The 25,376-nt window shown below is 69.6% G+C and carries 19 protein-coding genes and 1 pseudogene; 10 read left to right on the top strand and 10 right to left on the bottom strand.

Going from position 1 to position 25,376, the window contains the following annotated elements:
• Positions 1-72 precede the first annotated feature (72 nt).
• Genes ACFQS9_RS01920 through ACFQS9_RS01935 form a run of 4 tightly spaced genes read right to left on the bottom strand, consistent with a single transcriptional unit; the run spans position 73 to position 5,008 of the window.
• Complete coding sequence (locus ACFQS9_RS01920; protein ID WP_378401003.1) at positions 73-1,308, bottom strand: M28 family metallopeptidase; 1,236 nt, start codon at positions 1,306-1,308, stop codon at positions 73-75.
• A complete protein-coding gene (locus ACFQS9_RS01925) occupies positions 1,305-1,616 on the bottom strand; it encodes a hypothetical protein (RefSeq protein ID WP_378401005.1) in 312 nt (103 codons plus the stop codon). Before ACFQS9_RS01925 ends, ACFQS9_RS01920 begins: the two co-directional genes overlap by 4 nt.
• Positions 1,617-1,633: 17 nt before the next feature.
• Entirely contained in the window at positions 1,634-2,866 is a 1,233-nt protein-coding gene (locus ACFQS9_RS01930; protein ID WP_378401007.1) for a zinc metalloprotease, read from the bottom strand.
• Positions 2,867-2,896: 30 nt separating this feature from the next.
• The gene (locus ACFQS9_RS01935; RefSeq protein ID WP_378401009.1) at positions 2,897-5,008 is read right to left on the bottom strand and encodes a DNA/RNA non-specific endonuclease; all 2,112 of its coding nucleotides are present in this window, start codon (positions 5,006-5,008) and stop codon (positions 2,897-2,899) included.
• Between the two features lie 372 nt (positions 5,009-5,380).
• On the opposite strand from ACFQS9_RS01935, the gene ACFQS9_RS01940 reads away from it, so the two are divergent.
• The 6 genes from ACFQS9_RS01940 (at position 5,381) to ACFQS9_RS01965 (ending at position 11,091) form a co-directional block, all read left to right on the top strand.
• Positions 5,381-5,722, top strand: coding sequence for a hypothetical protein (locus ACFQS9_RS01940; protein WP_378401011.1), 342 nt, complete (start codon positions 5,381-5,383; stop codon positions 5,720-5,722).
• Positions 5,723-5,844: 122 nt separating this feature from the next.
• Positions 5,845-6,048 (top strand): cold-shock protein, encoded by a 204-nt coding sequence (locus ACFQS9_RS01945; protein ID WP_027502787.1) that lies wholly within the window; start codon positions 5,845-5,847, stop codon positions 6,046-6,048.
• Positions 6,049-6,264: 216 nt separating this feature from the next.
• Positions 6,265-7,998, top strand: coding sequence for an Ig-like domain repeat protein (locus ACFQS9_RS01950; RefSeq protein ID WP_378401014.1), 1,734 nt, complete (start codon positions 6,265-6,267; stop codon positions 7,996-7,998).
• A gap of 35 nt (positions 7,999-8,033) precedes the next feature.
• On the top strand, positions 8,034-9,761 hold the full coding sequence (locus ACFQS9_RS01955; RefSeq protein ID WP_378401016.1) for an Ig-like domain-containing protein: 1,728 nt from the start codon (positions 8,034-8,036) through the stop codon (positions 9,759-9,761).
• 339 nt (positions 9,762-10,100) lie between these two features.
• Positions 10,101-10,715: a hypothetical protein gene (locus ACFQS9_RS01960; protein ID WP_378401018.1), complete on the top strand. Its 615-nt coding sequence runs from the start codon at positions 10,101-10,103 to the stop codon at positions 10,713-10,715.
• A 223-nt stretch (positions 10,716-10,938) separates the two neighbouring features.
• Positions 10,939-11,091, top strand: a complete 153-nt coding sequence (locus ACFQS9_RS01965) for a hypothetical protein (protein WP_378401020.1) — start codon at positions 10,939-10,941, stop codon at positions 11,089-11,091.
• A 79-nt stretch (positions 11,092-11,170) separates the two neighbouring features.
• On the opposite strand, the gene ACFQS9_RS01970 is transcribed toward ACFQS9_RS01965, so the two are convergent.
• Entirely contained in the window at positions 11,171-12,190 is a 1,020-nt protein-coding gene (locus ACFQS9_RS01970) for a beta-ketoacyl-ACP synthase III (RefSeq protein WP_378401022.1), read from the bottom strand.
• Positions 12,191-12,335: 145 nt separating this feature from the next.
• The gene (locus tag ACFQS9_RS01975; protein ID WP_378401024.1) at positions 12,336-13,319 is read right to left on the bottom strand and encodes an isopenicillin N synthase family dioxygenase; all 984 of its coding nucleotides are present in this window, start codon (positions 13,317-13,319) and stop codon (positions 12,336-12,338) included.
• A gap of 121 nt (positions 13,320-13,440) precedes the next feature.
• Here ACFQS9_RS01975 and ACFQS9_RS01980 point away from each other — a divergent pair, with 121 nt between their 5' ends.
• The 4 genes from ACFQS9_RS01980 (at position 13,441) to ACFQS9_RS01995 (ending at position 18,598) form a co-directional block, all read left to right on the top strand.
• Positions 13,441-14,580, top strand: coding sequence for a DUF4185 domain-containing protein (locus tag ACFQS9_RS01980; protein WP_378401026.1), 1,140 nt, complete (start codon positions 13,441-13,443; stop codon positions 14,578-14,580).
• Between the two features lie 35 nt (positions 14,581-14,615).
• On the top strand, positions 14,616-15,224 hold the full coding sequence (locus ACFQS9_RS01985) for a class I SAM-dependent methyltransferase (RefSeq protein ID WP_378401028.1): 609 nt from the start codon (positions 14,616-14,618) through the stop codon (positions 15,222-15,224).
• Positions 15,225-15,321: 97 nt separating this feature from the next.
• Positions 15,322-17,157 (top strand): acyl-CoA dehydrogenase, encoded by a 1,836-nt coding sequence (locus ACFQS9_RS01990; protein ID WP_378401030.1) that lies wholly within the window; start codon positions 15,322-15,324, stop codon positions 17,155-17,157.
• Between the two features lie 187 nt (positions 17,158-17,344).
• Positions 17,345-18,598, top strand: coding sequence for an oxygenase MpaB family protein (locus ACFQS9_RS01995; RefSeq protein WP_378401032.1), 1,254 nt, complete (start codon positions 17,345-17,347; stop codon positions 18,596-18,598).
• A 19-nt stretch (positions 18,599-18,617) separates the two neighbouring features.
• Here the strand turns inward: ACFQS9_RS01995 and ACFQS9_RS02000 are convergent, their stop codons facing one another.
• From ACFQS9_RS02000 to ACFQS9_RS02015, 4 genes and pseudogenes are all read right to left on the bottom strand, one after another.
• Positions 18,618-20,729, bottom strand: a complete 2,112-nt coding sequence (locus ACFQS9_RS02000; protein WP_378401034.1) for a VanW family protein — start codon at positions 20,727-20,729, stop codon at positions 18,618-18,620.
• An 837-nt stretch (positions 20,730-21,566) separates the two neighbouring features.
• Positions 21,567-22,361, bottom strand: coding sequence for a glycoside hydrolase family 19 protein (locus ACFQS9_RS02005; protein ID WP_378401036.1), 795 nt, complete (start codon positions 22,359-22,361; stop codon positions 21,567-21,569).
• Between the two features lie 624 nt (positions 22,362-22,985).
• Positions 22,986-23,834 (bottom strand): annotated as a pseudogene (locus ACFQS9_RS02010) (aldo/keto reductase); the annotation flags it as partial.
• An 82-nt stretch (positions 23,835-23,916) separates the two neighbouring features.
• On the bottom strand, positions 23,917-25,254 hold the full coding sequence (locus ACFQS9_RS02015) for an acetyl-CoA C-acetyltransferase (protein WP_378401038.1): 1,338 nt from the start codon (positions 25,252-25,254) through the stop codon (positions 23,917-23,919).
• Positions 25,255-25,376 lie beyond the last annotated feature (122 nt).

A 25,376-nucleotide genomic window follows, 5' to 3' on the forward strand; every position in this document is an offset into this window, starting at 1 on the left:
CGGGCTCCGGTCGGGGGCACTCGCCGGGGTGCACCGCGTACCAGTCGATCCTCGCGGCTCGCACGGTCGGCGTCATGCGTAGTCGGCTACCCGAATTCCCTCCGGAATCCCGTCCAGACACCCCGCGAGCACCGCCAGGTTCATCCGCAGGATCTCCATGGCCAGCGCCGGATCCAACGTCGACAGCACGTCGCGCGCGCTGTGCACGTCGCGGTTCGCGGTGTCGTTGTCCTCGATGGTCAGCACCGCCGGAACCCCGGCGTTGATGAACGGCACGTGGTCACTGGCGAAGGGGGACATCGACGTCGACACCGCGAGCCCGGTCCAGGTGGCCGCGGCCGCCACGAGGTCGTCGATCAGCGCCCGCGACACCGGCGCACCCTCGAGCAGCACCCCGGGCTCGGCCGTGTTGCGCCTGCCGACCATGTCCATGTTGATCACCGCGATGATCCGTTCGCGCTCGCCTGCCGACAGCCCTGCCACGTGCTCGATGCTGCCGAACAGCCCCTGCTCCTCGCCCCCGAACAGGATCAGGCGCAGGTCGTGGCGCCATCCCCGGGTGGCCAGCACGCGACCGAGCTCGAGGACGCCCGCCGCGCCGCTGGCATTGTCGTCTGCCCCCGGCGCCGGCGCGCTCTCGCCGCCCTCGTGGTTGACCGAGTCCAGGTGCGCCGTCACGACAATCAGCCCACGAGTCGCTTCGCCCGAACCGACACGGTTCGCGACCACATTGCTGCCGCGGCCGGCGCCGACCGCGATGGGCACCCGCGCGACGACGTAGCCGAACGACCCCAGGTCGGCGGCTGCCTCGGCCGCCGCGTCGGCGAACCCGCTGCTCGTCGAGTGGCGAGTGGTCGGGCCGGTGATCCGCTCGAGCTGTCCCAGGTACGACGACCGCGACAGCAGCGCCAGCAGATCCGCTGTCACCGAATCGGATTCGCGGGCCGCGAGGACCGGACGGTCCACCACGACGGCATCCCGCTCCAGCGGTTCCGTTCGCCAGTTCAGCCGTTCGTCAGCCGTGGGCGCGGGCACCGCCTCGGCGTCGACGACGAGATGGCGGCCGTGGTCCACGAGCACGGTCACATCAGGATGCGCGTCCTGAAAGGACCTGCCCACCTGTGTCACCAGGGCCAGCCCGGCGGCTCGGCGCGGCGATGCCGAGTAGGGCAGCCGTCGCACCGGGTCGGGGGCATCCGCCCACACCACCACCTCGTCGGCCAGGCGCGCCCAGTGGGTCGCGCGGGTGTCGGCCCCGTCCGCCTCGAACAGACGCCCGGGCACCGTCGCGAACTCGATACCGGTCATGGCGCGCCGCCGATCTCCAGCTCGAGCCGGTCCGCCTCGTGCTGGACGATGCGCACCACGCGGTGCTCCCCCGCCTCGGTCGTCACCTCGAGGCTCTCGTTCCCTGCGCCGGACACCCAGGTGCCCTCGTGTGCTTCGTTGGCATCGCCCCGGCCGACCACCCAGTCGACGTAGGAGCCGTCCGGGCGAAACTCGATCCCGCCGCGGCCGCGCGACCGCGGGAAGTCGAACCCGGCCGGCCGGTACACCCGGATCCCGTCGTGGTCCTCCTCGAACGAATGGCCCCATCGTCCGCAGAGTTGCGTCATGGCGCCCTCCCCCATGCCTATGTGGAGGCCGACATTTCCGATGGTGCGGCCGCCACCTCGCCGTCTCCCGGGTGCCAGTCGGTGCGCGCCGCGCGCTCGGGCCTGCCGAGCGATTCCCAGCCGTGCTGGGAGGGGCGCCACCCGGAGCCGTCCCACCATTTGTGGTGAACGGCGCCGTCCGCCCCGGTCACGAACACGTCCATGCGCCCGGAAGCCGTGGAGACCACCGTCGGCTGACCGACGGCGGACACGGCGCCTGCCGCGGCCGCGGGCACCGCGGTGGCTGGGGCCTCCGCGCGGGGGACCGCCGGCTCCGGCGCGTGCGACTCGGTCCACAACTGCCTGCGCGCCCCGTCCAGGCACGCCGTCATCCGGGCGACCTGCCCCTTGGTGAACATCACCATCCCCGCGTCGTTGGTGTAGTCCATGTAGTCCATGAACAGATCCCCGTCGGGCCCGTTGTTGCAGGTGACGGTCGGGAAGGTCGGGACGCCGCCGTTGGGACCGGCCTGGTTGGGCGTGTCGTCGACCTCGTCGCTGCCGCGGCAGCCGGTGCCGTCGTCACCCCAGATGTGGAAGAGGTTGAGGTAGTGACCGATCTCGTGGGTGGTGGTGCGGCCGAGGTTGAACGGGGCCGCCGCGGTGCCCACGGTCCCGAAGCCGGTGTGCGTGACGACGACGCCGTCGGTCGCGAGCGGCCCGCCGGGGAACTGCGCGTAACCGAGCAGCCCACCGGCGAGCTGGCAGACCCAGATGTTCAGGTAGCGCTCGGCCGGCCACGCGGTGGCCCCGCCGCTCTCCACGAACTTGACGCCGTCGTCCTGGTCGAAGGCGACGACATTCGTCGACGTGCGGGTGACGCCGTTCGACGGCCGACCCAGCGGGTCGGCGGTGGCGAGGAAGAACTCGAGCCGCGCATCGCCGACCAGTTCCTCGAAGGCGGCGGGCACCGTCGACACGTCCGTGTTGGCGGCACGGAAATCCTGGTTGAGCACCTCGATCTGGCTCGCGATCTGTGCGTCGGAGATGTTCTGCTCCGGGGTGTGCGCCACCACGTGCACGACCACCGGAATCCGCGCAACGCCGCGAGCCACGGCCGCGCCCATCGACTCCAGTTCGATCGTCTGATTCTCGATCGCCGAGCGCGCGATGCGGTAGGACTCCGATTCCGTCAGTAGCCTCCGATGTACATCCATCGCTCCGCACTGGCGGCGAGTCGGCAGTGTGACACTTTCGTCGTTGCTGGTCATGACGATGAACTCCTTTGTGGGCGTTGATCTTCAGAGAATGAGATCCTGCGGACGGATCAGTTCGCGCGGCAGGGTGGTGGCCTCGATCCGCTCGAGCGGATCGGCCGCGATGTACTCGTCCAGGCCGAGTCCGGTCAACGCGGCGATCCGCCGGACCGGGACCTGGAAGGCGCGGTACGCGCCGAAGGAGAACGACTCCTCGCCCTCCGCGAACTCCTCGAGCAGCGCCGCCTGGCTGAGCAGGTACCCGGTGACGGACAGCTCACCGTTCTGCTTGACCATGGCGACCGTCTTCCAGAACTGCCTCGGCAGCGACACCCCGCGGTACCGGGGGTCGCCCGCAGCCAGCACCGGTCCCGTGACGACGCTCACCGCGATGTCGGCGTTGTCCGTGTTCTTCAGGATGTACTCCTCGAGTCCCAGCCAGAGCGTGCTGCCCGCATTGAAGTCGTGATGCTGCGGAGCGCAATTGGTGAAATGAAAGGTGTCGTCGTTCGCGGCCTTCGCCGCCGGACCCCAGGCCGGGTCGAGCCTGCGCACCAGGTGTCCGCGGTCGAGATCGTTGTCCTCGTACACCTTCTCGCCGGTCTGCTGATCGACCGGCAGCCGGGGATCGGTGATCCAGCGGTCGTCCTCGCGCGGCGGTTTCTGCGACTGCGTGCCGTCGATGTTCACCGCGGCGAACAGCGCGAGTGCCCGCGTCCGGTGCATGACGACGCTGAAGTGGTGGTAGCGCAGCTCCTGCGAGGCCGCCGCCGCCAGCGGACCGCCGGTTGCCGGCAGCGGCAGCGGCACGCGCAGGAAGCCGGGGTCGTAGCCATCGCGGTTGCGGTAGTCGGGGTCGATGGAGATCGCTTCCGGGTGGCGCCCGTCGGACTCCGGCGGCGAGCCGCCCACCACCGACGGTGGCAGGCCGCCCCCGGATGCGCGCACCCGCACGGTGATCTCGAATGGAATCTGCACGGTCACTTCACCTTCGCGGGACGTCGCACCTCGCCGCGCGGCCTCGGGCGGCGGCCGGTCCTCCACCTGCGCCCGCAGCTCCACCTGTTCGGCGGTGAAGATCTGGTCCGCGAGCGTGCGCCACGCGGGCGGCAGATCCTGCTCCCGGAGGTACTTGAGTATCCGGCTGATCCGCACCCCCTCGTTCAGGATCCCACCGAACTCGGTGTGCGCGGGTGCCCGCACGCTCGCGTGATGCAGCGCGACCACCTCCCACTGGTCGTTGAACACCGGGGATCCGGACGACCCCGGTTCGGTGTCCGCCGAGTAGTGCAGGAACCGCTCCGGGATGTCGACGATCCGGTTCTCGCGCAACGCGATCTGCTTCTTGGCGCCCCGGGGATGCTGAACGATCGTGACGAAGTCGCCGATGATCGCCTTGCCCTCCGCCTCGATCAGCCGGTTGAAGCCGAACGGGGCGAGCAGCTCGGCCCCGCCGCGAACCGCGACGAGGGCGAAGTCGCGTTCCCGGTCGGCGAGGAAGAAGCCGTCCGGATCGAGCAGGAACTCCTGTTTCGTCAGTTCCCTGCCGTCCACGCCGTCCTGATAGTTGAACTCGATCACGCTGTGACGGGCCGCGTCCCCGCTCGGCAGGACGTGATGATTGGTCAGCATCAGTGTCGGCGAGACGAGTGATCCGGTGCCGTAGCCCTGACCGACCCCGCGGGCATCGCGAATGACCACCCGGCAGATGGCCCGCGCCGCCGCCACCCCGGCATCGAGATACCTGACCCCCACGAAATCCGCAGTGTTGATGATCTTTTCGAGCACGACGTCGGCGCTGCCGTCGACGTCGACGACGTCACTGATCCGCTGCAGTGCATCCTCGACCACGATCTCCGGCGGCTCCGCCGTCGGCGCCGCGGACAGATCCTCGCCTGCGTAGTAGCGACTCAGCCGATCCAACCGCTTCGCGATCCGTTCGGGGGTGTCCGCCGCGGCGATCCCGCCGGGCGTCGAGAGCACATCCACGTGCTCACCCCGCTGCGGGGCCCTGTCCCGCGCACGCTGCGCGGCGGCCTCACTCTGTCGCTGTCGTTCTGCTGCGAAGGTCCCGGTAGGCCCGTCGCCCGCACTCGTCGCGGCGTGGTCGCTGTTCTGCTCTCCCTGCTGGCCGGGCCGAGGGGTCACGATTGTCATCACATTTCCTTTCGGCGCATACCCCGCTCGAACTGCTCCATCCCGGGGTCTGAGCCGCGACTGCGCCGAGAGCCAGACATGGTCGGCCGCCTGGAGAACGCTGATCTCCAGTTCCTCGAACGCGCGGCCCGGCGGTGACTCATCGGTCCCGGTTCCTACCGGTTCGCCGCCCGGGCCAGGACGGATCCACCGATGCCCGGCAGCAACACGACTACGTCTCTCATGGGTTCTCCGGCATGGAACGACCCGGGATCACGCGGGCCCACCACTCAGTCTCCCGACGCGGGACCGATATCACACGCGTACCCGACTACTCGATTCGGCGATCTTCCGGAGGTTGCGCCAGGCCCGGGATCGCGGTCGAATTGAGTCGTGGACCCCGAGGAGCGCTTTTCCGCGCTGGTCGACGAGTTCGCCGGCCTCGCGGGCGTGACGGTGCCCGAACATTGCACCCGGCGCGGGTTCGGGTCGGGCGCGCTCAAGGTCAACGGCTCCATCTTCGCCATGCTGACGGGCGGCCGACTCGTCGTGAAGCTGCCCCGGGTGCGGGTCGAATCCCTGGTGGGGAGCGGAATGGGCGGGACGTTCGACGCCGGCAAGGGCAGGCCGATGAAGGAATGGCTGACCGTGACCGTCGACGACGATCGGACGTGGATCTCGTTGGCCCGCGAGGCGCTGGAGTTCGTGGGAAGCAGGCGACCGGCACACCGCTAGGAGCGTCGAGAACCCCACAAAGTACTCCCCGCCGTAGACGGAGCGACAACGAGGTGGCATCCTTAGCTCGAGACCAGGGTTCTCGACCTGAGGATCCGGCTCGCAGTAACAGGAGTAATAACGTGGCACAAGGCACCGTGAAGTGGTTCAACGGCGAAAAGGGTTTCGGCTTCATCGAGCAGGACGGTGACGGACCCGACGTGTTCGTTCACTACTCCGAGATCCAGGGCAGCGGCTTCAAGTCCCTCGACGAGGGCCAGCGCGTGGAGTTCGAGATCGGCCAGGGCCAGAAGGGCCCGCAGGCCACCGGCGTTCGCACCGTCTAAAGCGACTTCGTCTCCGGGCACGCGCCGCACGGCGCGACCCGACAGACCCCGAGGGGCGTCTCCGTTCGCGGAGGCGCCCTTCGTCGTATCCGGAACCTCACGGGACCGGGCATCTGGACAAGTGTTCAATCATTTCACTCAATCCCGTAATCAAACCCACCCGGTTGTGCTCTACTCGGATCTTTGACCTCCCACTCTCCGAAAGACCGGGTCACCATGCCTCGATCCACCCTGCGCCGCTCCGTGGCGCCCGTCGGCGTCCTCGCCCTGACCGCCGGACTCGCCCTCATCGGCGGGCCCGCGCACGCCGGCACCGTCAACTTCCAGACCTCCTGCCAGGCCACGCCGTCGACCTCGCTCGCCGGTCCCCAGCATCAGGTTGTCGCGGCGTCGGCCTCGGTGACAGCGCCCGCGACCGTTGCCCCCGGCGAGACGTTCACCTACCGGATCCAGCCGGGCCCCGGCTCGTACCCGGATTCCCAGTCCGGTGGCACCACCGCCGGACTGTCACGGCTGAAGTTCGACTTCGAGATCCCCGCGAACTCGACGTTCGTGAACGCCGTCGTGGCGGCGGGCACCGGCGCCAACCTCGGCGGGGTCGCCCCGAACGTGCTTCGCGTGAACACCTCCGGCACCGTCGACGCCGCCGGCCCGATCCTGCGCCTCTCCGGCAACAACCAGACCATCGGCAACGGCCCCTCCGCGAGCGGCAACAGCGAGGGCGGCATCACCGCCCCCAAGCTGAAGAAGAACCTCGACGGCACCAACAACTCCGGCGGCAACAGCGTCTTCCAGCTGCCCGCCGTGGACGTCACGGTCGTGGCGGGAGCCGCAGGCACCATCACCCCGAAGCTGCGGGTGACCGGGAACGCCGCCTCCTACAACAGCGACGAGAACTACAGCACCTCCCTGGCGAAGGCCAGCGCCCCGTTCGTCGGCACCGTGTGGGCGCCCACCCGCTGCGTGCCCAAGGACAGCAGCGGTGGAGCGCTCAACGCCGGCGGCGGCCCGCTGGCCACCGTCAACGTCGTCGCGGCCGCCGTGGCCACCGCGACCACCCTGACCGCACCCGCCGCCGCGACCACCGGCACCGCCGTCGACCTGTCCGCGTCGGTGTCCCCGGCCCCGACCGGCGGCACCGTCCAGTTCAAGGACGGCGACACCAACATCGGCGCGCCGGTCAACCTCACCGGCGGCACCGCCACCCGCAGCCACACCTTCGGGTCCGCTGGCGCCCACTCCGTCACCGCGGTCTACAGCGGCGCGACCGGCTTCGCCGGCTCCACCTCCGCGGCCGCGACGGTGGAGGTCCAGGGACCGGCTCCCGTCGACGTCGCCACCGCCACCACCCTGACCGCACCCGCCACCGCGACCACGGGTTCCGCCGTGGGCCTGTCCGCGACGATCGCACCCGCGCCGACGGGCGGCACCGTCCAGTTCAAGGCCGACAACACCCCGATCGGCGCACCCGTCGAGGTCGTGGGCGGCGTGGCCACCCTGGCGCACACGTTCACCACCACCGGGCACCGCAACATCAGCGCCTCCTACTCCGGCAGCGCCGGATTCCTGGCATCGAACTCCGCCTCGCAGACCATCGACGTCAACGCCCCCGCTCCGACCGACGTGGCAACGGTGACCAAGGTGACCGCGCTGAGCACGGCCACCGTCAACACGCCGATCGACCTCTCCGCGACGGTCACCCCCTCCCCGTCCGGCGGCACCGTCCAGTTCATGGACGGCACCACCGCGATCGGTGGACCGGTGACCGTGGTGAACGGGACCGCGATCCTGCCGCACACCTTCACCTCCGCGGGCGAGCACGGCATCACCGCCGTCTACAGCGGGGCACCGGGCTTCGTGGCCTCCACGTCCTCGACCTTCGCGGTGACCGCCTCGGCCGCCGGAACCCCTGGCGGCAGCGGCTCGACCGGCAGCCCGTTCGGTTCCTGATCGCACCCCCCAGACCCACCCCCTCAGGAGTAGTTGTGACATCCCCCATCCCCCTGCGCCGCGGCGCGGCGGCCCTCGCGGCCGTCGGATTGACGGCAGGCGCACTGCTGTTGGCCGCACCGGCGTCGGCAGCTCCCACCACCACCGGCTTTGACGCCGCGTGCTGGGGCAAGTTCAAGAGCCTGCTGGACAACACCCACAAGTCGATCGGCACCGGCGTGACCGTCGACGCACCCGCCAGTGTCGTCACCGGCGAGACCTTCACCTACCGCCTCCAGCCCGAGACGATGACGCTGGCGCGCAACGGAGAGAACCTCCGCATCCGATCGAGCCTGTCCCGGATCAAGTTCGACTACGAGATCCCCGCGGGCGCCCAGTTCGTCTCGGCCACCGTGGTTCCCGGCACCGGGGTCAACCTGGCCGGATCGGCGCCGACGGTCACCCGGGTGGCCGAGAACGGTAGCCCCTCCGCCACCGGCACGATCCTGCGCCTGTCCGGCAACAACGAGACCGTCGGCAACGGCCCGAGCACCAACGACGGCGCCGAGGGCGGCATCGTCGTGAACGCCGCTGGCTCCGGCGACACCCCGTACCGACTGCCGGCGATCGAGGTGACGGCCGTGGCCGGCCCGGCCGGATCCGTGGTCACCCCGAAGATTCGCACCACGGGGGCGGCCGCGAACTACAAGGCCGACGAGAACTTCTTCACCTCCCTGGTCCGCGAGAAGGACCCGGTGTTCTCGGTGTCCTACTGGTCCGCCACCCGGTGCGTGCCGAAGAACGGCACGGACCCCGGCAGCGGCGTCCCGCTCAACGCGGGCGCGGGCCCGCTGGCCACGATCAACGTGACCGCCCCGCCGAACGCGGCCACGACCACCGCGGTCGCCGCGCCTGCCAGCGCGAACACCGGTGCGGCCGTTGATCTCACGGCCACCGTCAGCCCCGCCCCCGCGGGCGGCACTGTCCAGTTCAAGGACGGCGACGACAACATCGGTGGACCGGTCACCCTCAGCGGCGCCACCGCCACCCTGAGCCACACCTTCGCCACCGCGGGCGCGCACGCCATCACCGCGGTCTACAGCGGCGCACCCGGATTCGCCGGCTCGACCTCGGCGCCGCATTCGGTCGAGGTCAGCGTCCCCACCGTCGACACGACCACGGTGCTGACCACCCCGAGCCACGCGAAGACCGGGGTGTCGGTGGGCCTGGCCGCGACCGTCGCACCCGCGCCGAACGGCGGCACGGTGCAGTTCCTCGACGGCGGCGCGCCGATCGGCGCACCGGTGACCGTCGCCGGCGGTGTGGCCACGCTCGCGCACACCTTCGACTCCGCGGGCAGCCACTCGATCACCGCGTCGTTCAGCGGGGCGCCCGGCTCGGCCCCGTCGACGGCGGCGGCCAGGACCGTCACGGTCTCCGTCCCGGCACCGAACGAGGCGACCACCACCACCAGGCTGGACGCCCCGACCCCGGCCACCCAGAACCAGGCCGTGACGCTCACCGCCACCGTGGCACCGAGCCAGGCGGGCGGCACCGTGCAGTTCTTCGACGGCGTCACCGCGATCGGCGCCCCGGTGCCGGTGTCCAACGGCACCGCGACGCTCTCGCACGCGTTCGGCACCGTCGGCGCGCACGGCATCACCGCCGTCTACAGCGGCGCGGCCGGCTTCCTCGGCTCCACCTCGGACGCGCACGTGGTCAACGTGACCGCAGTCGGAACCCCCGGCGGTAGCGGCTCGGCGGGCAGCATCTTCGGCTCCTGATCGAACCGCTCGCCCCACGGCGGGTGCGTCACCGTAAGGTGACGCACCCGCCGTTTGTCGTCAGGCGAGGCCTATTCGTGGTCCGGCCCAAGCGTATTCCGGCTGCCCGCCGTGAACGTCACGGTCGTCGATCCCAGCAAAATAGCGATTTGATGCCGGGCGCGGGGCGCGTACCGTACGATACGAGGCTTCTTGGCGACCAGGTGAGGCTCCTTGGCGCTCTTCACGGCGCTCCTCGGCGCTTCTCGGCGCTTTGCGCTCCTTGGCGTTCCTTTGCGCTCCTTTGGCGCTGCCCGTCGCCCGGTGCCACGCCGAACAAACCCGAAGATTGGAGCAGAGATGCGTATCTTGCGTGCGTTTGTAGGAGCTGTCGCTTCGGCGATCATCCTGGTTCTGGCGCTCACACTTCAGTCGCCCTTGGCGACTGCCCAGACCGGGTGCATGAGAATGCCGTACTTCACGCCGTTCGGATATGCCAACTTCGATTTCCCCCAGCGAATCGTCGCGCAGCTGAACGAAAACGAGATCGCGGTCGAAGGCATCACGCCGTTCCAGGCCAAGCCCGGGAAGACCGGTCTCTATCTGCCGATCGGCTCGCACACCAACCATGTCGACGCATGCATGGGCGTGTACTACCCCGGCGGGCCGAAGTTCATCAGCAAGACCGGGAACTCTGTTTCGGTCGAGAACATCTGGCTGCGGATGGACGGCGCCTACGGGACCGCGAAGATCAACGGGGTAGCCCAGGGCGAGAGGATGGTCGCCACCTACAACATGAATGAGATGATGCCGACCCTCATGACGCCGCACGGCGGCGGGATCGGCCCCACGTACTGGCCGTTCCGCTTCACCCCCTACTTCGCGCAGGCCCTCAACGAGGCGGCCGGCGCCAACCTCTTCACGGCCGGTGAGGTGTTCGCCAACCTGGACGCCGTCGGGAAGTTTGCGCCCTGATCTGACTACGAGATCCCCGCGGGTGCCCAGTTCGTCTCGGCCACAGCGGTTCCCGGCACCGGCCGGGTCCGTGGCGACACCGAAGAACGGCGCCGACCCCGGCCGCCCGCCGTGGGACGTGCGGCACATCATTACCTGCGCTAACGTTGGGCATGTCGGAAATTGACTGCACGGTCGTCCAGTTTGCTGTGATGGGGCACACGATTGCTGGCAGACTGAGATGATGGTCGTAGCAGTCGGGGTAATCGTGTGGGCGGTGCTGTCGGTCCCCATCGCGGTCCTCATCGGGCGGATCATCGCCCGCGCTGACGCCGCAGAGGCGGCGAAGCGACGCCGAGCCGGGGCCGACGGCGGACCGCTCACCACGTCGCGCTAGCCCCGGACACGACAAAGGGCACCCACCGCGCCGATCGCGCGGGGATGCCCCTCGTCCGGGAATGGGTGCCCCGCCCCGATCAACTCTCGGCCAGCACCGGCATCTTGACGACCTGACCCGCATAGGCCAGGCCGGCGCCGAAGGCGAGCAGCAGCGTGGTGTCGCCCGGCTTGGCCTTCCCGGTGCGCAGCAGCTCCTCCATGGCCAGCGGGATCGAGGCGGCGGAGGTGTTCCCGGTCTCCGCGATGTCGTTGGACACGACCACCGACTCGGGCAGGCGCATGCCGCGCGCGATCACCTCGGTGATGCGCGCATTCGCCTGGTGCGGGATGAACGCATCAAGGTCCTCCATCGCGACCCCGGACTTGTCCAGCACCTGCTGGGCGATCTTGCCCATCTCGAAGGCCGCCCAGCGGAAGACCGAGGTGCCCTCCATCTTGATCCAGGGCCGCTCCTGGTTCGGGTTGGTCGCGAAGTCCACCCAGTCCGGGACCTGGCGGATGGCGGTGCCCTGCGACCCGTCCGAGCCCCACACGACGGGGCCGATACCGGTCTCCTCGCCGCGACCGACCACCACCGCGCCCGCTCCGTCACCGAAGATGAAACGCACCGACCGATCGGTGGGCTCGGTGGCATCGCTCATCCGCTCGACGCCGATCACCAGCACGTACCGCTCGGTGCCGACCCGGACCATGTCGGAGGCCAGGCTCAGCGCGTAGCAGAAGCCGGCACAACCCGCCGCGACGTCGATCGCGCCCGCGCCGCCGGTGCCGAGGGCGTCCGCGACCAGCGCCGAGGCAGGCGGGGTCTGCACGGGATAGGTCGAGGTGGCGACGATGACGGCACCGACCTGCGCGGCGTCGACACCGCTCGCCGCCAGCGCGCGACGACCGGCGTCGATGGACATCGCCACGACGCTCTCGTTCTCACCCGCGAACCGGCGGTTGCGGATGCCCGAACGGGACTGGATCCACTCGTCGTTCGAGTCGATGAGCTCACAGATCTCGTCGTTGCTCACTACCCGCTCGGGCCGGAACACGCCGAGTCCGAGGATCGCCGACGGACGAAGCTCCGTGGAGTTCGCGATCACTGCACCCATGGTCTGTCTCCTCTAGTAGGTTCCGCTCGGATGCTCGGGCGGAACCCACGAACTCTCCTCGTTGGACACCGTAGCGCCAAAGGAAACTGGACGGTGATCCAGCCCACAGGGTGACGGGGTCCACAGCCCCGGACCCGATGTCCGGTCAGCTGGTGTATCCCCACCGCGCCGCCACATCCGGGTGCGCGCGCACCCGGCTCTTCCATGCGTTCGCGCCATAGGTGTCGAAGATCGGGTTGTCCGGATCGGCGCTGACCCCGCGCGCCCGGCCGGCCAGGTCCGCCGGCAGCGTCAGCACCGGCACGACCGCGTCCAACGCGGGGTTGAAGAAGTACGGCACCGAGATCCGGTCCGGCGATCCGGGCGGCGAGAGCACCCGGTGCCTGGTCGCCCGCAGGTATCCGGCCGTCGCCACCTCGAGCAACTCGCCGATGTTGACGATGAACGCCCCCGGCAACGGCGGCGCGTCGATCCAGCCGCCGTCGCTACCCTCCACCTGCAGCCCGCTCGACCGCGGCTCGACCAGCAGCAGGGTCAGCACGCCGGCGTCCTTGTGGGCGCCGACACCCTGATCACTCTCGTGGCCCACCACCTCGCCGACACGATGCCCCGGATAGCGCACCACCTTGATCAGGGTCGCGGGGTCGGCCGCGAACGCCGGGTCGAACACGTCGGCCCTCGCCCCCAGCGAGACCGCCCACTCCCGCAACAGCTCGAGGCCCAGCCGCGACAGCTCGGCGTCCCAGCGGATGATGGTGTCCCTCAGCTCGGGGAGCGCCGTGGGCCAGCGGTTCGGCCCCTGCAGGTTCCAGAACCCGACCGCGCCCGGGATCGCCGATCGCTCGGGGCCGATGTCGATCTGCTCCCGCCAGTCCGTGCGCCCCTCGGTGAGCTCGCCACCGAGCCGGGTGTAGCCCCGAAAATGCGGGCTGCCAAGCATCTCGATCGACATCTTCTCGTCGACCGGCAGCGCGAAGAACCTGCGGGCTACTCCGAGCACCTCCTCGATCAGCACCCTCGGCACCCCGTGCCCGGTCAGGTAGAAGAAGCCGACCTCATGCGTCGCCTGGCGCAGCGCCAGCCGCCCCCGCGCACTGGTCAGCCCGCCGAAATCGACCACCGGCAACATGAATACAGGGTATCCCCGTGAATCCCTGCAATCCGGGCGAGGCGTCATTAGGATCGGCAAATGGCGTGCGCTTCGCGGCTCGAGCCTCGGGTGCGCCTGCATACATGGTCCAACAGTCGCGATGGAACGTCGATGGGGTGGTGTGATCGTGGGAGTTTCCAAGAGATTCGTGCAGGCATCGGCACTCGGGGCGGCGGCGCTGCTCCTGCTGGCCGGTCCTGCATCCGCAGATCCGAACACGGTGAACCCGATTCCCGGGCTCAACGGGACCAATGGATTGCCGGCGTTGAACGGCCGCTCCTCGGCCGTCGCCCAGGCGACCGGACTGCTCAGCCCGAACCGAACCCAGGACGCCAACGTCCTCGGCACCGACCTCGGCATCATGTGGGACAACGGAAACGGCGAGATACTCACCGCGTTCGGCGATTCGGCCGGGCTCGGCATCCCGAATCTCTTGAACGGAAGCCTCTGGTCGTGGCGGAGCAACACCCTCTTCCGTAGCGCCGATCGAAATCTCGCCGACGGCATGACCTTTGACAGCTCGCCTCGCGACTTCCTCGGCCAGGCCAAGGAATTGATCCCCAGCCCGAAGATCCCGTTCGTCGAGATCAGCAGGATCCCGACCGCCGGTGTCGCGGTGGACGGCGTGCAGTACATGTCGCTGATGTCGGTCAAGAACTGGGGCGAGCCGGGCCGGTGGGAAACCAACTACTCGGGGCTCGCGTTCTCCACCGACAACGGGGAGAACTGGACCCCCGCACCCGAGACGAACCGCCCCGCCACCGCAGGCAACCGGAACTTCCAGATGAGCGCCTTCGTCAAGGACGGAGGCTTCGTCTACCAGTACGGCACCCCGCCGGGCCGCGGCGGACTCGTCCACCTGGCCCGGGTGCCGGAGAAGCAGATCCGCGACCTCGGCGCCTACGAGTACTGGAACGGCCATGAGTGGAAGAAGGGCGACCCGAACGTGGCCGCGCCCATCGTGTTCGGCGGTGTCGCCGAGCTGTCGGTGCAGTTCAACCAGTTCCTCGGCCAGTACCTGATGCTCACCACCGACAACTTCAACTCGGTGGTGATGCGGCGCTCACCGTCGCCCACCGGCCCCTGGAGCCCTCCGGAGGTACTGCTCGACGCCCGGGAACTGCCCACCGCCTACGGCGCGTACATCCATCCCTGGTCCACCGGACCCGACCTGTACTACCTCACCACCGTGCACTCCAACTACAACGTCCTGTTGATGCGCACCACCCTCCATCGGTGAGCGTCGGCAGGCGGCGCACCACTACCGTCACCGCAATGGACGCACAGGACTGGGACGAGAAGTACGCAGGCACCGAGCTGGTCTGGGGCGCGCCCGCCAACGCGGTGGTGATGGAGTTCGCGACCTCCCTGCCCGCGGGACGGGCCCTGGATCTCGCCTGCGGCGAGGGCCGAAATGCGTTGTGGCTGGCCACTCGTGGCTGGCAGGTCACCGCGGTGGACTTCTCCTCGGTGGCCCTCGAGAAGGGAGCGAGGGCCGCCGCGCCACTGCCGCGGTCCGTGCGCGAACGACTCGAGTGGGTGCACGGCGATGTGACGAAGATCGAACTCCAGCCGGAGTATGACCTGGTTCTCGTCGTTTACCTGCATCTTTCGCCGAATGAGCGACCAAGAATGCTCCGCCGGGCCGCGGCCGCGCTCCGGCCCGGCGGCACGCTGCTGGTCCTCGGACACGACGCGACCAACATCTCGGAGGGCGTGGGCGGGCCGCAGGACATCGAGATCCTCTACACCCCAACGGAGCTGGTCGACGAGCTGGGCGATGCGGTGATCCCCACCGTCGCGGAGCGGCGGTACCGGCACACCGATACCGGCACCGCGATCGATGCGCTGGTCGTGGGAAGGCGGCCCTCTCTTGGCAGCTAACTGAATGCCGAGTAATATCGGCTAAGTTACCGACGAGTAGCTACTTGGGCGGTACTTGACACAGCTAGACCGCACCGTCTCAACGGGAGAAGAAGACATGGGCCATTACAAGAGCAACGTCCGTGACCTGGAGTTCAACCTCTTCGAGGTACTCGGTCTCGAGAAGCCGCTGAGCGAGGGCGCCTGGGGCGACCTGGACGCGGACACGGTCCGCACCATGCTCGGCGAGGTCGCCAAGCTGGCCGAGGGCCCGCTCGCCGAGGCATTCGCCGACGCGGACCGCAACCCGCCCGTCTTCGACCCCGAGACCCACACGCTGGCGCTGCCCGAGTCGTTCAAGGCCTCCTTCAAGGCCATGTGGGACGGCGAGTGGTACCGGATGGGCCTGCAGGAGGAGATCGGCGGCGTCGCCGCTCCCCGCACCGTGGTCTGGGCCATCGCCGAGATGCTGCTCGGTGCGCAGCCGGCCGCCTTCATGTACGCCGCGGGCCCGTCCTTCGCGGGCGTGCTGTTCGAGAACGGCACCGACGAGCAGAAGAAGTGGGCCGAGACCTGCGTCGAGCGCGGCTGGGGCGCCACCATGGTGCTGACCGAGCCGGATGCCGGCTCGGACGTCGGCGCCGGCCGCACCAAGGCCATCAAGCAGGACGACGGCAGCTGGCACATCGAGGGCGTCAAGCGGTTCATCACCTCGGCGGTCTCCGACGACCTGTTCGAGAACATCTTCCACCTGGTCCTGGCCCGCCCCGAGGGCGCAGGACCGGGCACCAAGGGCCTGAGCCTGTTCTTCGTGCCGAGCACCCACTTCGATTTCGAGAAGAACGAGATGGGCGAGCGCAACGGCGTCTTCGTCACCGGTGTCGAGCACAAGATGGGCCTCAAGGCCTCCGCGACCTGTGAGCTCACCTTCGGCGGCCACGGCATCCCCGCCAAGGGCTGGCTGGTCGGCGAGGTCCACAACGGCATCGCCCAGATGTTCGACGTCATCGAGCACGCCCGCATGATGGTCGGCACCAAGGCCATCTCCACCCTGTCGACCGGCTACCTCAACGCGCTGGCGTACGCCAAGGAGCGCGTCCAGGGTGCCGACCTGACCCAGATGACCGACAAGGCCGCGCCGCGCGTGACCATCACCCACCACCCGGACGTCCGCCGCGCGCTGGCCATGCAGAAGGCGTACGCGGAGGGCCTGCGCTCGGTGTACCTCTACACCGCCGCGCACCAGGACGAGGCGACCGCGAAGCTGGTCTCCGGCGCCGACAAGGACCTCGCGTTCCGCGTCAACGACCTGCTGCTCCCGATCGTCAAGGGCGTCGGCTCCGAGCGGGCCTATCAGTACCTGACGGACAGCCTGCAGACCCTCGGCGGCTCGGGCTTCCTGCAGGACTACCCGATCGAGCAGTACATCCGCGACGCGAAGATCGACTCGCTGTACGAGGGCACCACCGCGATCCAGGCGCAGGACTTCTTCTTCCGCAAGATCGCCCGCGACCGCGGCGTCGCCCTGGCCCACGTGGCCGGCGAGGTCAAGAAGTTCATCGAGCGCGAGGACGCCGACAACCGCCTCAAGTCGGAGCGCGCGCTGCTCGCCACCGCGCTCGAGGACGTCCAGGCGATGGCCGCGACCCTGACCGGTTTCCTGATGGGCGCGCAGGAGCAGACCACCGAGCTGTACAAGGTCGGCCTCGGCTCCGTGCGCTTCCTGATGTCCGTCGGCGACCTGCTCATCGGCTGGCGCCTGCTGGAGCAGGCCGAGATCGCCATCAAGGCGCTCGACGCCGGTGCCGCCGACAAGGACAAGTCGTTCTACGAGGGCAAGGTCGCCACCGCGTCCTTCTTCGCGAAGAACGTGCTGCCCGAGCTGACCGCGAGCCGCGGCATCGTCGCGAACACCGACAACGACATCATGGAGCTCGACGAAGCCGCGTTCTGATGCGCCGCTGAAGCGCCGCTAGGCACACAAACGCCGATGCCGCACACCCCTGTGGGTGTGCGGCATTTGCGTTTGTGCGGCTTTGCCGCAGTAGCCATTGACAACACGCGTTGTCATCCTGCATGTTGACCATGGGCCCGCCAGCGCGATCCGCGGGCACCACGTTCCCCCGAGCGAAGGGTGCATCGTGACGAAGAGTCTGACGGCGAGGACGACCAGGGCGACGGCGGGGACTGCGTCGCCCGCGCCGGAGCGGTTCATGCGGGACCCGATCTCCGCGGGCCGAGTCGCCGCTCCCCTGCGCTTGTTCCTCGGTGCGGCGCCGGATCCCACCTACGAGGAGCGCGACCGCCTCGGCCGAGCGCTCATGGAGCGCGACGAACCGGGGGACGCACTCGTCCGGGCGGTGCGCGAGGACCATGCCGTGTCCATGCCGATGTTCCGCGAGGCCCTCGAGCACGGCATCGACTCGATACCCGATGCGCCGGAACCACTCCGGGCGTTCTTCGCGGCGCTGACGCGGGTTCCCGACTGGGTGGACGAGCAGAAGTTGGCGCACGGGGCGCGCGTGCTGCGGCGCATGGGGCTCGACGCGGCCCTGGTCCTCGGATACGGCTCGCTGCTCGGCGGCTACAACAACTCGGGGCCGCTGCCGGTGCTGATGGCGTCGGGAAAACTCACCGGCGAACAGACGCTGCGCCGGATCTCCGAGACCAGCGTGTGGTGGCGGGCCGTGACCGCACCGGGTGGGCTCGACCGGGGCGGCGAGGGCTGGAAGCTCACCGTGCACGTGCGCGCCATGCACGCGTTCCTCAACTACCAGCACGAACACGACCCCGCCTGGCGCACCGACCGGCTCGGCCTGCCGATCAATCAGTTCGACCAGGCGGGCACGCTCGGGCTGTTCTCGACCACCTTCCTCATCCACACGCGCGTGCTCGGCATCCGCTACACCGAGCGCGACGCCGACGCCGCCATGCACCTGTGGTGCTACGTCGGCTGGCTGATGGGCGTGGACGAACACTGGCTGCCGTTCACCGAGGCAGGCGGACGGCGCATGATCTACCACATCGGGATCGCGTCACCGTCCGCGGATGCGAACAGCCTCGCCCTGGCGAAGTCACTGATCGACGCCCCGAAACTCATCCACCACAAGAACTTCCAGTGGATTCGCCGCACCTTCGACTACGAGCGTGGGTTGAGTCTGGCCACCACGCTGCTCGGCCCCGCGGGGGTGCTCGCGCTCGGGGTACCGATGCGACCGCCGTGGTATCCGCTGTGGCGCGCCATCGCGAACACGGTCAAGCACCGCGGCATCGCGCGACTACCCGGCGGTCAGCGGTGGGTCGATGCCCGCGCGGAACGCCAGCTCGAGCACTCCCACCGACGGCTGCTCGGCGGCGAGCGACCTCCGATCGGACAGATCGCCCACTCGGCCTGAGCCGCCCTCCCCCGAACCGCTACTCACACTTGACGATGGGCACCGGGTCGTACTTGACGGTGCGGGTGTCGCGCGAGATCTCCTGCCCGGTGGCGTGATCGGTGATCACCCTGGTGTCGCTGGTGGTGAAGCCCTTCGCGCCGCTGGAGGCGATGCAGCCCGGTCCCTTGGGCAGGGTCACCGTGTTCGGGTCGGTGGGTGCGGAGCGCTCCCCGGGGATGGACTGCACGTCCACCGTCTTGGTGCCCCAGAGCCGTACCGTCACATCGGATCCGGTCCCGAAGGCCTGGATCAGCACACCTGTCGGCGAGTCGTTCGTGAACTTCAGGTCGATCGCACCCTCGAACACGGTGGCCTCCCTGGCCGCGGGGTACCGGGAGATGTAGTAGCTGTGCTCGGTGTGGCCCGCGTCTTCCATGCCCGCGAAGTAGGCGGCGTTGTAGAGCGTGGTGGCGAGCTGGCTGATGCCACCGCCGACCGCCTTCGCGGGGCGGCCGTTGTTGATCACCCCGGACTCGACGTAGCCCTCCGCCGATCCACGCGGACCGGTATGCCCGTTGAGCGAGAACGTCTCCCCCGGCTTGACCACGGCGCCGTTGATCTCGCTCGCCGCCAACCGGATGTTGACCCCGGAGGCGTACTCGAAACCACCACTGGTGAACTCGCCGATGACCTGCCGGATGCCGAGCTTGTCCGCGGCAGCAGTGGTCAGCGCGGGCGGCTTCTGCTCGTAGATCGCGGCCGTCGTCCGCGGACCCGGCTGGGCCAGCAGCGCGGGCAACTGCTCGAGGGTCTTGCGCCACTCGATCATGTCGCCGGTCACCGCGGGCACCACCGTCGGCGCGCCCCCGGTCAGGCTGAACGTCGCGTCCTTGGGCTGGACCTCGGTGCCCGCGAGTTGCGGTGCGAGCAGCCCGATCGCCGCGTCCATGTTGTACTGCGGCGTGAGCCCGCCGTTCCCGTCGGGGGCGAAGGTGAGCACGCCGCCGATCTGGTCCCGGCGCAGCACCGCGGACTTGCCGTCGCGGCCGGTCACCACGAGATCCGTCGCCACGGCCGGGACCGCGACCTCGCTCATCGCCCGGTCCACCCCGTCCTGGCCGACCGAGACGGCCACCACGCTCACGGGCAGCTCCACGGCGTCCGCGTTCGCCCAGTTCTCGGCGAACGCGGCCTCCGCGCCCTGCCCGTCGAGGTTCTGGCCCTGCCGGGGGGTGACGGCGATCGGCGTCGCCCCCTCGAACACGACATTGCCCTCGAGCGGCGCACGATCGGTCCGCATCCGGAGGCCGTCGATCGCCTCGGTCAGCTTCACCGGATCGGTGGTGGTGACGACGCCGATCTCACGGTCGGAGAAGAACGAGGTCAGCCTGGTGATGGGGTTCAGCGGCTGGGAGCCGGCCCGATCGAGGGTGGCCGACCAGTCCACGGCGAGGCCCGCCTCGCTCGGCACGATCTCGGCCTGCACCTCGCCGGCCTGCACCGCTACGGGCTGATCCGCCCGCGGCCCGACCTGGGCGCGCAGTTCCGCCTCCGCGTCGGCGGTGCTCAGCCCGCCGATGTCGACTCCGGCGACCGTGACGCCGCGCGGGACGGAATCGCCGGACAGCGCGTAGTCGGCCCCGTAGGCGACGAGTCCGACCGCACCCAGCGCCGCGGCGCCGATCGCGATCTTGACGAGCGGGGATCGGCCCGGCGATCCGGGCTGCGGCGACGCGGGACCGGTCTGCGGGCCGAGCGGCGACGCGGTTGGCTGCGCGGCGGCCCCGGGCCCCGACGGTGGGGGCCCCGCCGGTGCGGCCTCCGAGCCGGGTACCTCGCTGTATGCCTGACCCGGAGCCGGGAAGGGCTCTGCAGGCACGTCGGTCGGGCCGTCCGATGCCACCGCGGGAAGGATCATCGTCGCGGCGTCGTCGGCCGCGGTCTGGGACGGGTCCGACTGCGCCTGATCCGGGCGCTCTATCCGCACGGTCGGCGAGTCCGGACCCGAATCCGGGTCGAGGACGACCCGGACCGCCTGGGTGTCATCGGCGTCGCCGACGGAATGGCCGGGCACCTGCCCGCCATCTTCGGGCGGCGGTGCGACATGCCCGTTCGCATGCCTACCGATCCCGCCGTCACCGTCCGTCACCCTGGCCCCTCCTACCGAATTGCCGCTGGGCCAACCGCCTGGTCTCCGGGGTTCAGCCTATCGCGACGCGTGTGGGCCTGCCGATTCGTAGTGCCGGCAGACCGCGAACCGACGGGCAGACGCCCACGCCGGCAGATGACTCGGGCTAGGACTGCCCCGACCCGTGAGCGTGCCGCACCGCGGCCGCGGCGGCGAGGTGATACCGCCGGTACCAATCGTCTTCGTCTCGGACGGGCGTCCGGTCGATTGGCCGCTGCGCCGATGCCGGCGCCCACTCGACTCCGCGACCAGGGAACGCGAGGACCGTGCCAGGACGAGCTACCCGGAGCCGATGCGCTGCGTGTCGAACCTGTACGGATTCCATGCCTGGACATCGTCCGGCCGGACTGCGGCGTTACCACGAATGATTCAGCGCCGCGGCAATTTTGGCGAAAAACTGGTCGAACGTCCGACAAGCGGGAATCCGGGCGCAGATATGGGTAGTCCCGCGCTGCAACCGGGTCGGGGGTCAGGCTGCAACGCGGGACTACACGGGTATCGACCGGCGCCGGGGGGCCGTTACACACCGGCTCCAGAATTCTTCCCACCGTCCCACAATTCGGGATCGGTGCGTGTCACCAGCAAAGATGCCGAGCCCGACCGTGGGAATGGGGCCGCGGGGCGCGCTCCGGCGCGACCGGCGTCGTTCGACGATCACCGCGCGCCGGGCCACCCCGCGGCACTGACGGAGATCAGGCCGCGGCCGGATCCCTTCTGCGCGAGCATCTTTGCCGACGAGTCCGCCGCTCGCCATTGAACGAGCGTCCAGCCGCGGAGTCCGCGCCTCGACTGCAGGTGCTACGGATGGAGAAGGACGTCCAGACCGCGCTGGAAGTCCGCCACCCGCCGAGCGAGGGCGTGGTGGCCACCATTGACGACCTCGGACACCCGAACGATGCCCGCGGAGTCGGCGACCTGATTGAGGTTCCTGGACGTCCAGTACCAGACGGCGGTGTTGAATGCGTTCTCCGGCGCCTCGAGGAGCTCGGGGTTCGCGACGAAGTCGACACCCGTGAACTGGCTCACGCTCTCGTAGTTGTGCCGGCCGGTGATCTGGATGGCGCCGCGACCCTTGAAGCGCTCCCCGTCTCCCGCCTGGGTGTTTCCGAGGTCCGCTCGACCCTCGTAGGCGCGCCCGGACGCGTACTCCTCGAAGGTCCGGAACGAGTCGGACTCGACGGCGAGCTGCGCGATGAACGCCGCCTGGCGGACGGGGTTGTCGATACCGCCGCGCGCCATCGCCGCGTTCAGTGGTGCGATGTACGCCGCGATCTTCTCCGCAGGCATACCCGGCACGATGCGGGCGAGGTCCTCAGGAGTGACGGCGAGCGGCGCCGGGGCGGGCGGCTGCGGCGCGGGCGCGGCCTCGGCGGCCGGCTCGGCGGGAGCCGCCTCCACCGCGGCGGGAGCGGCCTGCGCCGCAGGAGGAGCCTCGGCCCGCGGGGGCGCGGACGCGTCGAGGGGACCATAGAATCCGGCCGGCACGGTGGTGGCGTTGGCGGCACCACCCGGTCCGACGACTGCGGCGCCGGTGGCGATCAGGGTTGCGGCGGCGAGGGCGACACCAAAATGGCGCGAGCGTGAAACATTCAAGGGTCGTGCTCCAAGATTCGACCGAATGAGGATTCGGCCTCCGAACGGTGCCGCGGGCGCTCTCGCAGGACGTCGCCGTCCCGTCAAGTCACCGTCGCGCAGCAATTAGGTCACAACCAGGTAACGCCGCAGGTAACCCAGGTTTCAACCAATTGCGACGAGCATCACAATTGACACTTTGGCGTGTCGGGTTGACATTCTCGGACGGTGCGGGGAACGGCCAGCCGACTCGGCGCGGCGACCCCCTTCGCCGACACCTCGGCGGGCGTCGACGCTCGAAGTGAACGGGCCGGCGCCCAGCGCTTCCCAGTATCGTTATGCTGCAATGAGATTCGTCCATCGCACTGGATGGTCAGGCACGGCCGAGATGTCAGATTCCGGGCCCGCACGCCGGGCGGCGAGGTCGTTGCCGACGTCGTCACCACCCGATTCGCAGCCCGCCATCACGACCTCACCGGGGCCGACGAGGCGGTCGGTTTGTGGCCCATACAACATCGGCTCACCGGCCCGTCCGGCGCCCGCCATCGTCGCTTGGATCCATCCCCGAGCCCGTGCCCGTGACATTTCCGAGACCGCACGCCGACCCGGGCGGCGGCGCGACCGACATGCCGAGCCGTGTGCGGCCTACTCCCGGCCGGCGGACACCCACATCGGGTCCGCAGAACGCGCCCCGACGGTGATCGCGGCCAGCTCGTCGAGCCGGGCGATCCGGTCCACGGGGAGCTCGAGCGCCACCGCCTCGGCGTTCTCGGCGACCCGCCGTGCGAAACGCGTACCCGGGATCGGCACCACCGGCAGCGAGAACTCGCGCCCCTTGGCGTACAGCCAGGCGAGCGCGACCTGGGCCGCCGTCGCGTCGGACTCGCGGGCGACGGCTTCGACCACCTCGAGCACCTTCGCATTGCCGGGCAGCGCCTCGGCGTCGAACCGGGGGAACCGGCGGCGCAGGTCGGACTCGCCGAGCGCGGTCGGATCGAAGGAGCCGGCCAGGAAGCCCCGGCCGACGGGCGAGTACGGCACGAATCCGACGCCGAGTTCGGCGGCGGTGGGGACGACGCTGCGCTCGACGTCGCGGCTCCACACGCTCCACTCGCTCTGGATCGCGGCGATCGGGTGGATCGCGTGGGCTCGGCGCAGTTCGTCGCCGGTGGCCTCGGAGAGACCCAGGTGTCGCACCTTGCCCGCGGTCACCAGCTCCGCCATCGCACCGACTGTCTCCTCGATCGGGACGTTCGGATCGACGCGGTGCAGGTAGTAGAGGTCGAGGCTGTCGACGCCGAGGCGGCCCAGCGACGCCTCGAGGAACCCCGCGACGTGCTCGGGCCGCCCGTCGATGCCCCGCCGTCCCGCGGCGATGTTGCCGACGAGGCCGAACTTGGTGGCCAGCTGCACCTCGGCGCGCCGGGTGCGCAGCACCTCGCCGACGGCCCTCTCACTGGCGCCGTCCCCCTAGACGTTGGCGGTGTCGAGGAATGACAAACGCACGGTCTGGGATCAACGTGATCCCAGACCGTGCGTCGACAATCGCGTGGGCTCGGCGCCCCTTCTCGTTCGGTCAGCGCTCGATGATCGCCGTGACGCCCTGGCCGCCGGCCGCGCAGATGGAGATCAGGCCGCGACCGGATCCCTTCTCCGCGAGCATCTTTGCCAACGAGGCCACGATCCGTCCGCCCGTCGCCGCGAACGGGTGTCCGGCCGCGAGCGAGGAACCGTTGACGTTGAGCTTGCTGCGGTCGATGGACCCGAGGGCACCGTCGAGGCCGAGCCGCTCCTTGCAGTACTCGTCCGACTCGAAGGCCTGCAGCGTCGCGAGGACAACGGAGGCGAACGCCTCATGGATCTCGTAGTAGTCGAAATCCTGCAGGGTGAGGCCGTTTCGGGCGAGCAGACGCGGGATCGCGTAGGTCGGCGCCATCAGCAGTCCGTCACCGCCGTGCACGTAGTCCACCGCCGCGGTCTCGGAGTCGACCAGATGCGCGAGCACGGGCAGGTTCCGCTCCGCGGCCCACTCGTCGGTGGACAGCAGCGCCGCCGAGGCACCGTCCGTGAGCGGGGTGGAGTTGCCCGCGGTCATCGTCGCGTCACCGAGCTTGGTGCCGAACACCGGCTTGAGGGTGGCGAGCTTCTCGACCGTCGAACCGGGCCGCAGGTTGTCGTCCCGGGTCAGCCCGAGGAACGGGGTGACCAGGTCGTCGAAGAACCCGCGGTCGTAGGCGGCCGCCATGTTCTTGTGGCTGGCCGCCGCGAGCTCGTCCTGGTCCTCGCGGCGGACGCCGAACTCCTTGGCGGTGATCGCCGCGTGATCACCCATCGACAGCCCGGTGCGGGGTTCGCCGTTGCGCGGGATCTCGAGGCCCAGCATGGAGGGGCGCACGTTACCCAGCAGCTTGATCCGGTCGCCGGTGCTCTTGGCCCGGTTGATCGAGAGCAGGAACTCGCGCAGCGCGTCGTTGACACCGATCGGGGCGTCGGAGGTGGTGTCGACGCCGCCGCCGACACCCGCCTCGATCCGACCCGAGGCGATCGCATCGCCGACCGCGATGATCGACTGCAGGCCGGTGCCGCAGGCCTGCTGCAGGTCGTAGGCCGGGGTGTACGGGCTCAGCGCGCTCCCGAGGACGCTCTCGCGCATCAGGTTGAAATCGCGGCTGTGCTTGAGCACCGCGCCGCCGACCACCATGCCGAGCTGCTCCCCCTGCAGGTTGAAGCGGCTCACCAGGCCGTCGAGCGTCGCGGTGAACATGTCCTGGTTCGACGCCTGCGCGTACGCCTTGTCGGAGCGCGCGAAGGGGATGCGGTTGCCGCCGAGGATGGCGACGGGGCGGAGCTGCTTGCCGCCCGCGCTCGGGGCTGCGGCGGCCGGCTTCTTGCTGGTTCGGGCTCTGGTGGTCACGTCGGTCTCCATGTATGTGGGATCCGCCTCGGCTGAAGGGTCCGGGCCTCGACAATAAACTTACTCCAGAGTAAGTTAGATGTCGACACCGCACCCGAAAATCCGGGTGCCCCATCGCGACA

The sequence above is a fragment of the Rhodococcus daqingensis genome, from assembly GCF_042665615.1.
Lineage (GTDB): Bacteria > Actinomycetota > Actinomycetes > Mycobacteriales > Mycobacteriaceae > Rhodococcus_G > Rhodococcus_G daqingensis.

Bases quoted from the DNA above. Each gene is read 5' to 3' on its own strand.
- ACFQS9_RS01920 (WP_378401003.1), bottom strand. From the start codon at position 1,308: ATGACCGGTATCGAGTTCGCGACGGTGCCCGGGCGTCTGTTCGAGGCG.
- ACFQS9_RS01925 (WP_378401005.1), bottom strand. From the start codon at position 1,616: ATGACGCAACTCTGCGGACGATGGGGCCATTCGTTCGAGGAGGACCAC.
- ACFQS9_RS01930 (WP_378401007.1), bottom strand. From the start codon at position 2,866: ATGACCAGCAACGACGAAAGTGTCACACTGCCGACTCGCCGCCAGTGC.
- ACFQS9_RS01935 (WP_378401009.1), bottom strand. From the start codon at position 5,008: ATGACAATCGTGACCCCTCGGCCCGGCCAGCAGGGAGAGCAGAACAGC.
- ACFQS9_RS01950 (WP_378401014.1), top strand. From the start codon at position 6,265: ATGCCTCGATCCACCCTGCGCCGCTCCGTGGCGCCCGTCGGCGTCCTC.
- ACFQS9_RS01960 (WP_378401018.1), top strand. From the start codon at position 10,101: ATGCGTATCTTGCGTGCGTTTGTAGGAGCTGTCGCTTCGGCGATCATC.
- ACFQS9_RS01965 (WP_378401020.1), top strand. From the start codon at position 10,939: ATGGTCGTAGCAGTCGGGGTAATCGTGTGGGCGGTGCTGTCGGTCCCC.
- ACFQS9_RS01970 (WP_378401022.1), bottom strand. From the start codon at position 12,190: ATGGGTGCAGTGATCGCGAACTCCACGGAGCTTCGTCCGTCGGCGATC.
- ACFQS9_RS01975 (WP_378401024.1), bottom strand. From the start codon at position 13,319: ATGTTGCCGGTGGTCGATTTCGGCGGGCTGACCAGTGCGCGGGGGCGG.
- ACFQS9_RS01980 (WP_378401026.1), top strand. From the start codon at position 13,441: ATGGAACGTCGATGGGGTGGTGTGATCGTGGGAGTTTCCAAGAGATTC.
- ACFQS9_RS01985 (WP_378401028.1), top strand. From the start codon at position 14,616: ATGGACGCACAGGACTGGGACGAGAAGTACGCAGGCACCGAGCTGGTC.
- ACFQS9_RS01990 (WP_378401030.1), top strand. From the start codon at position 15,322: ATGGGCCATTACAAGAGCAACGTCCGTGACCTGGAGTTCAACCTCTTC.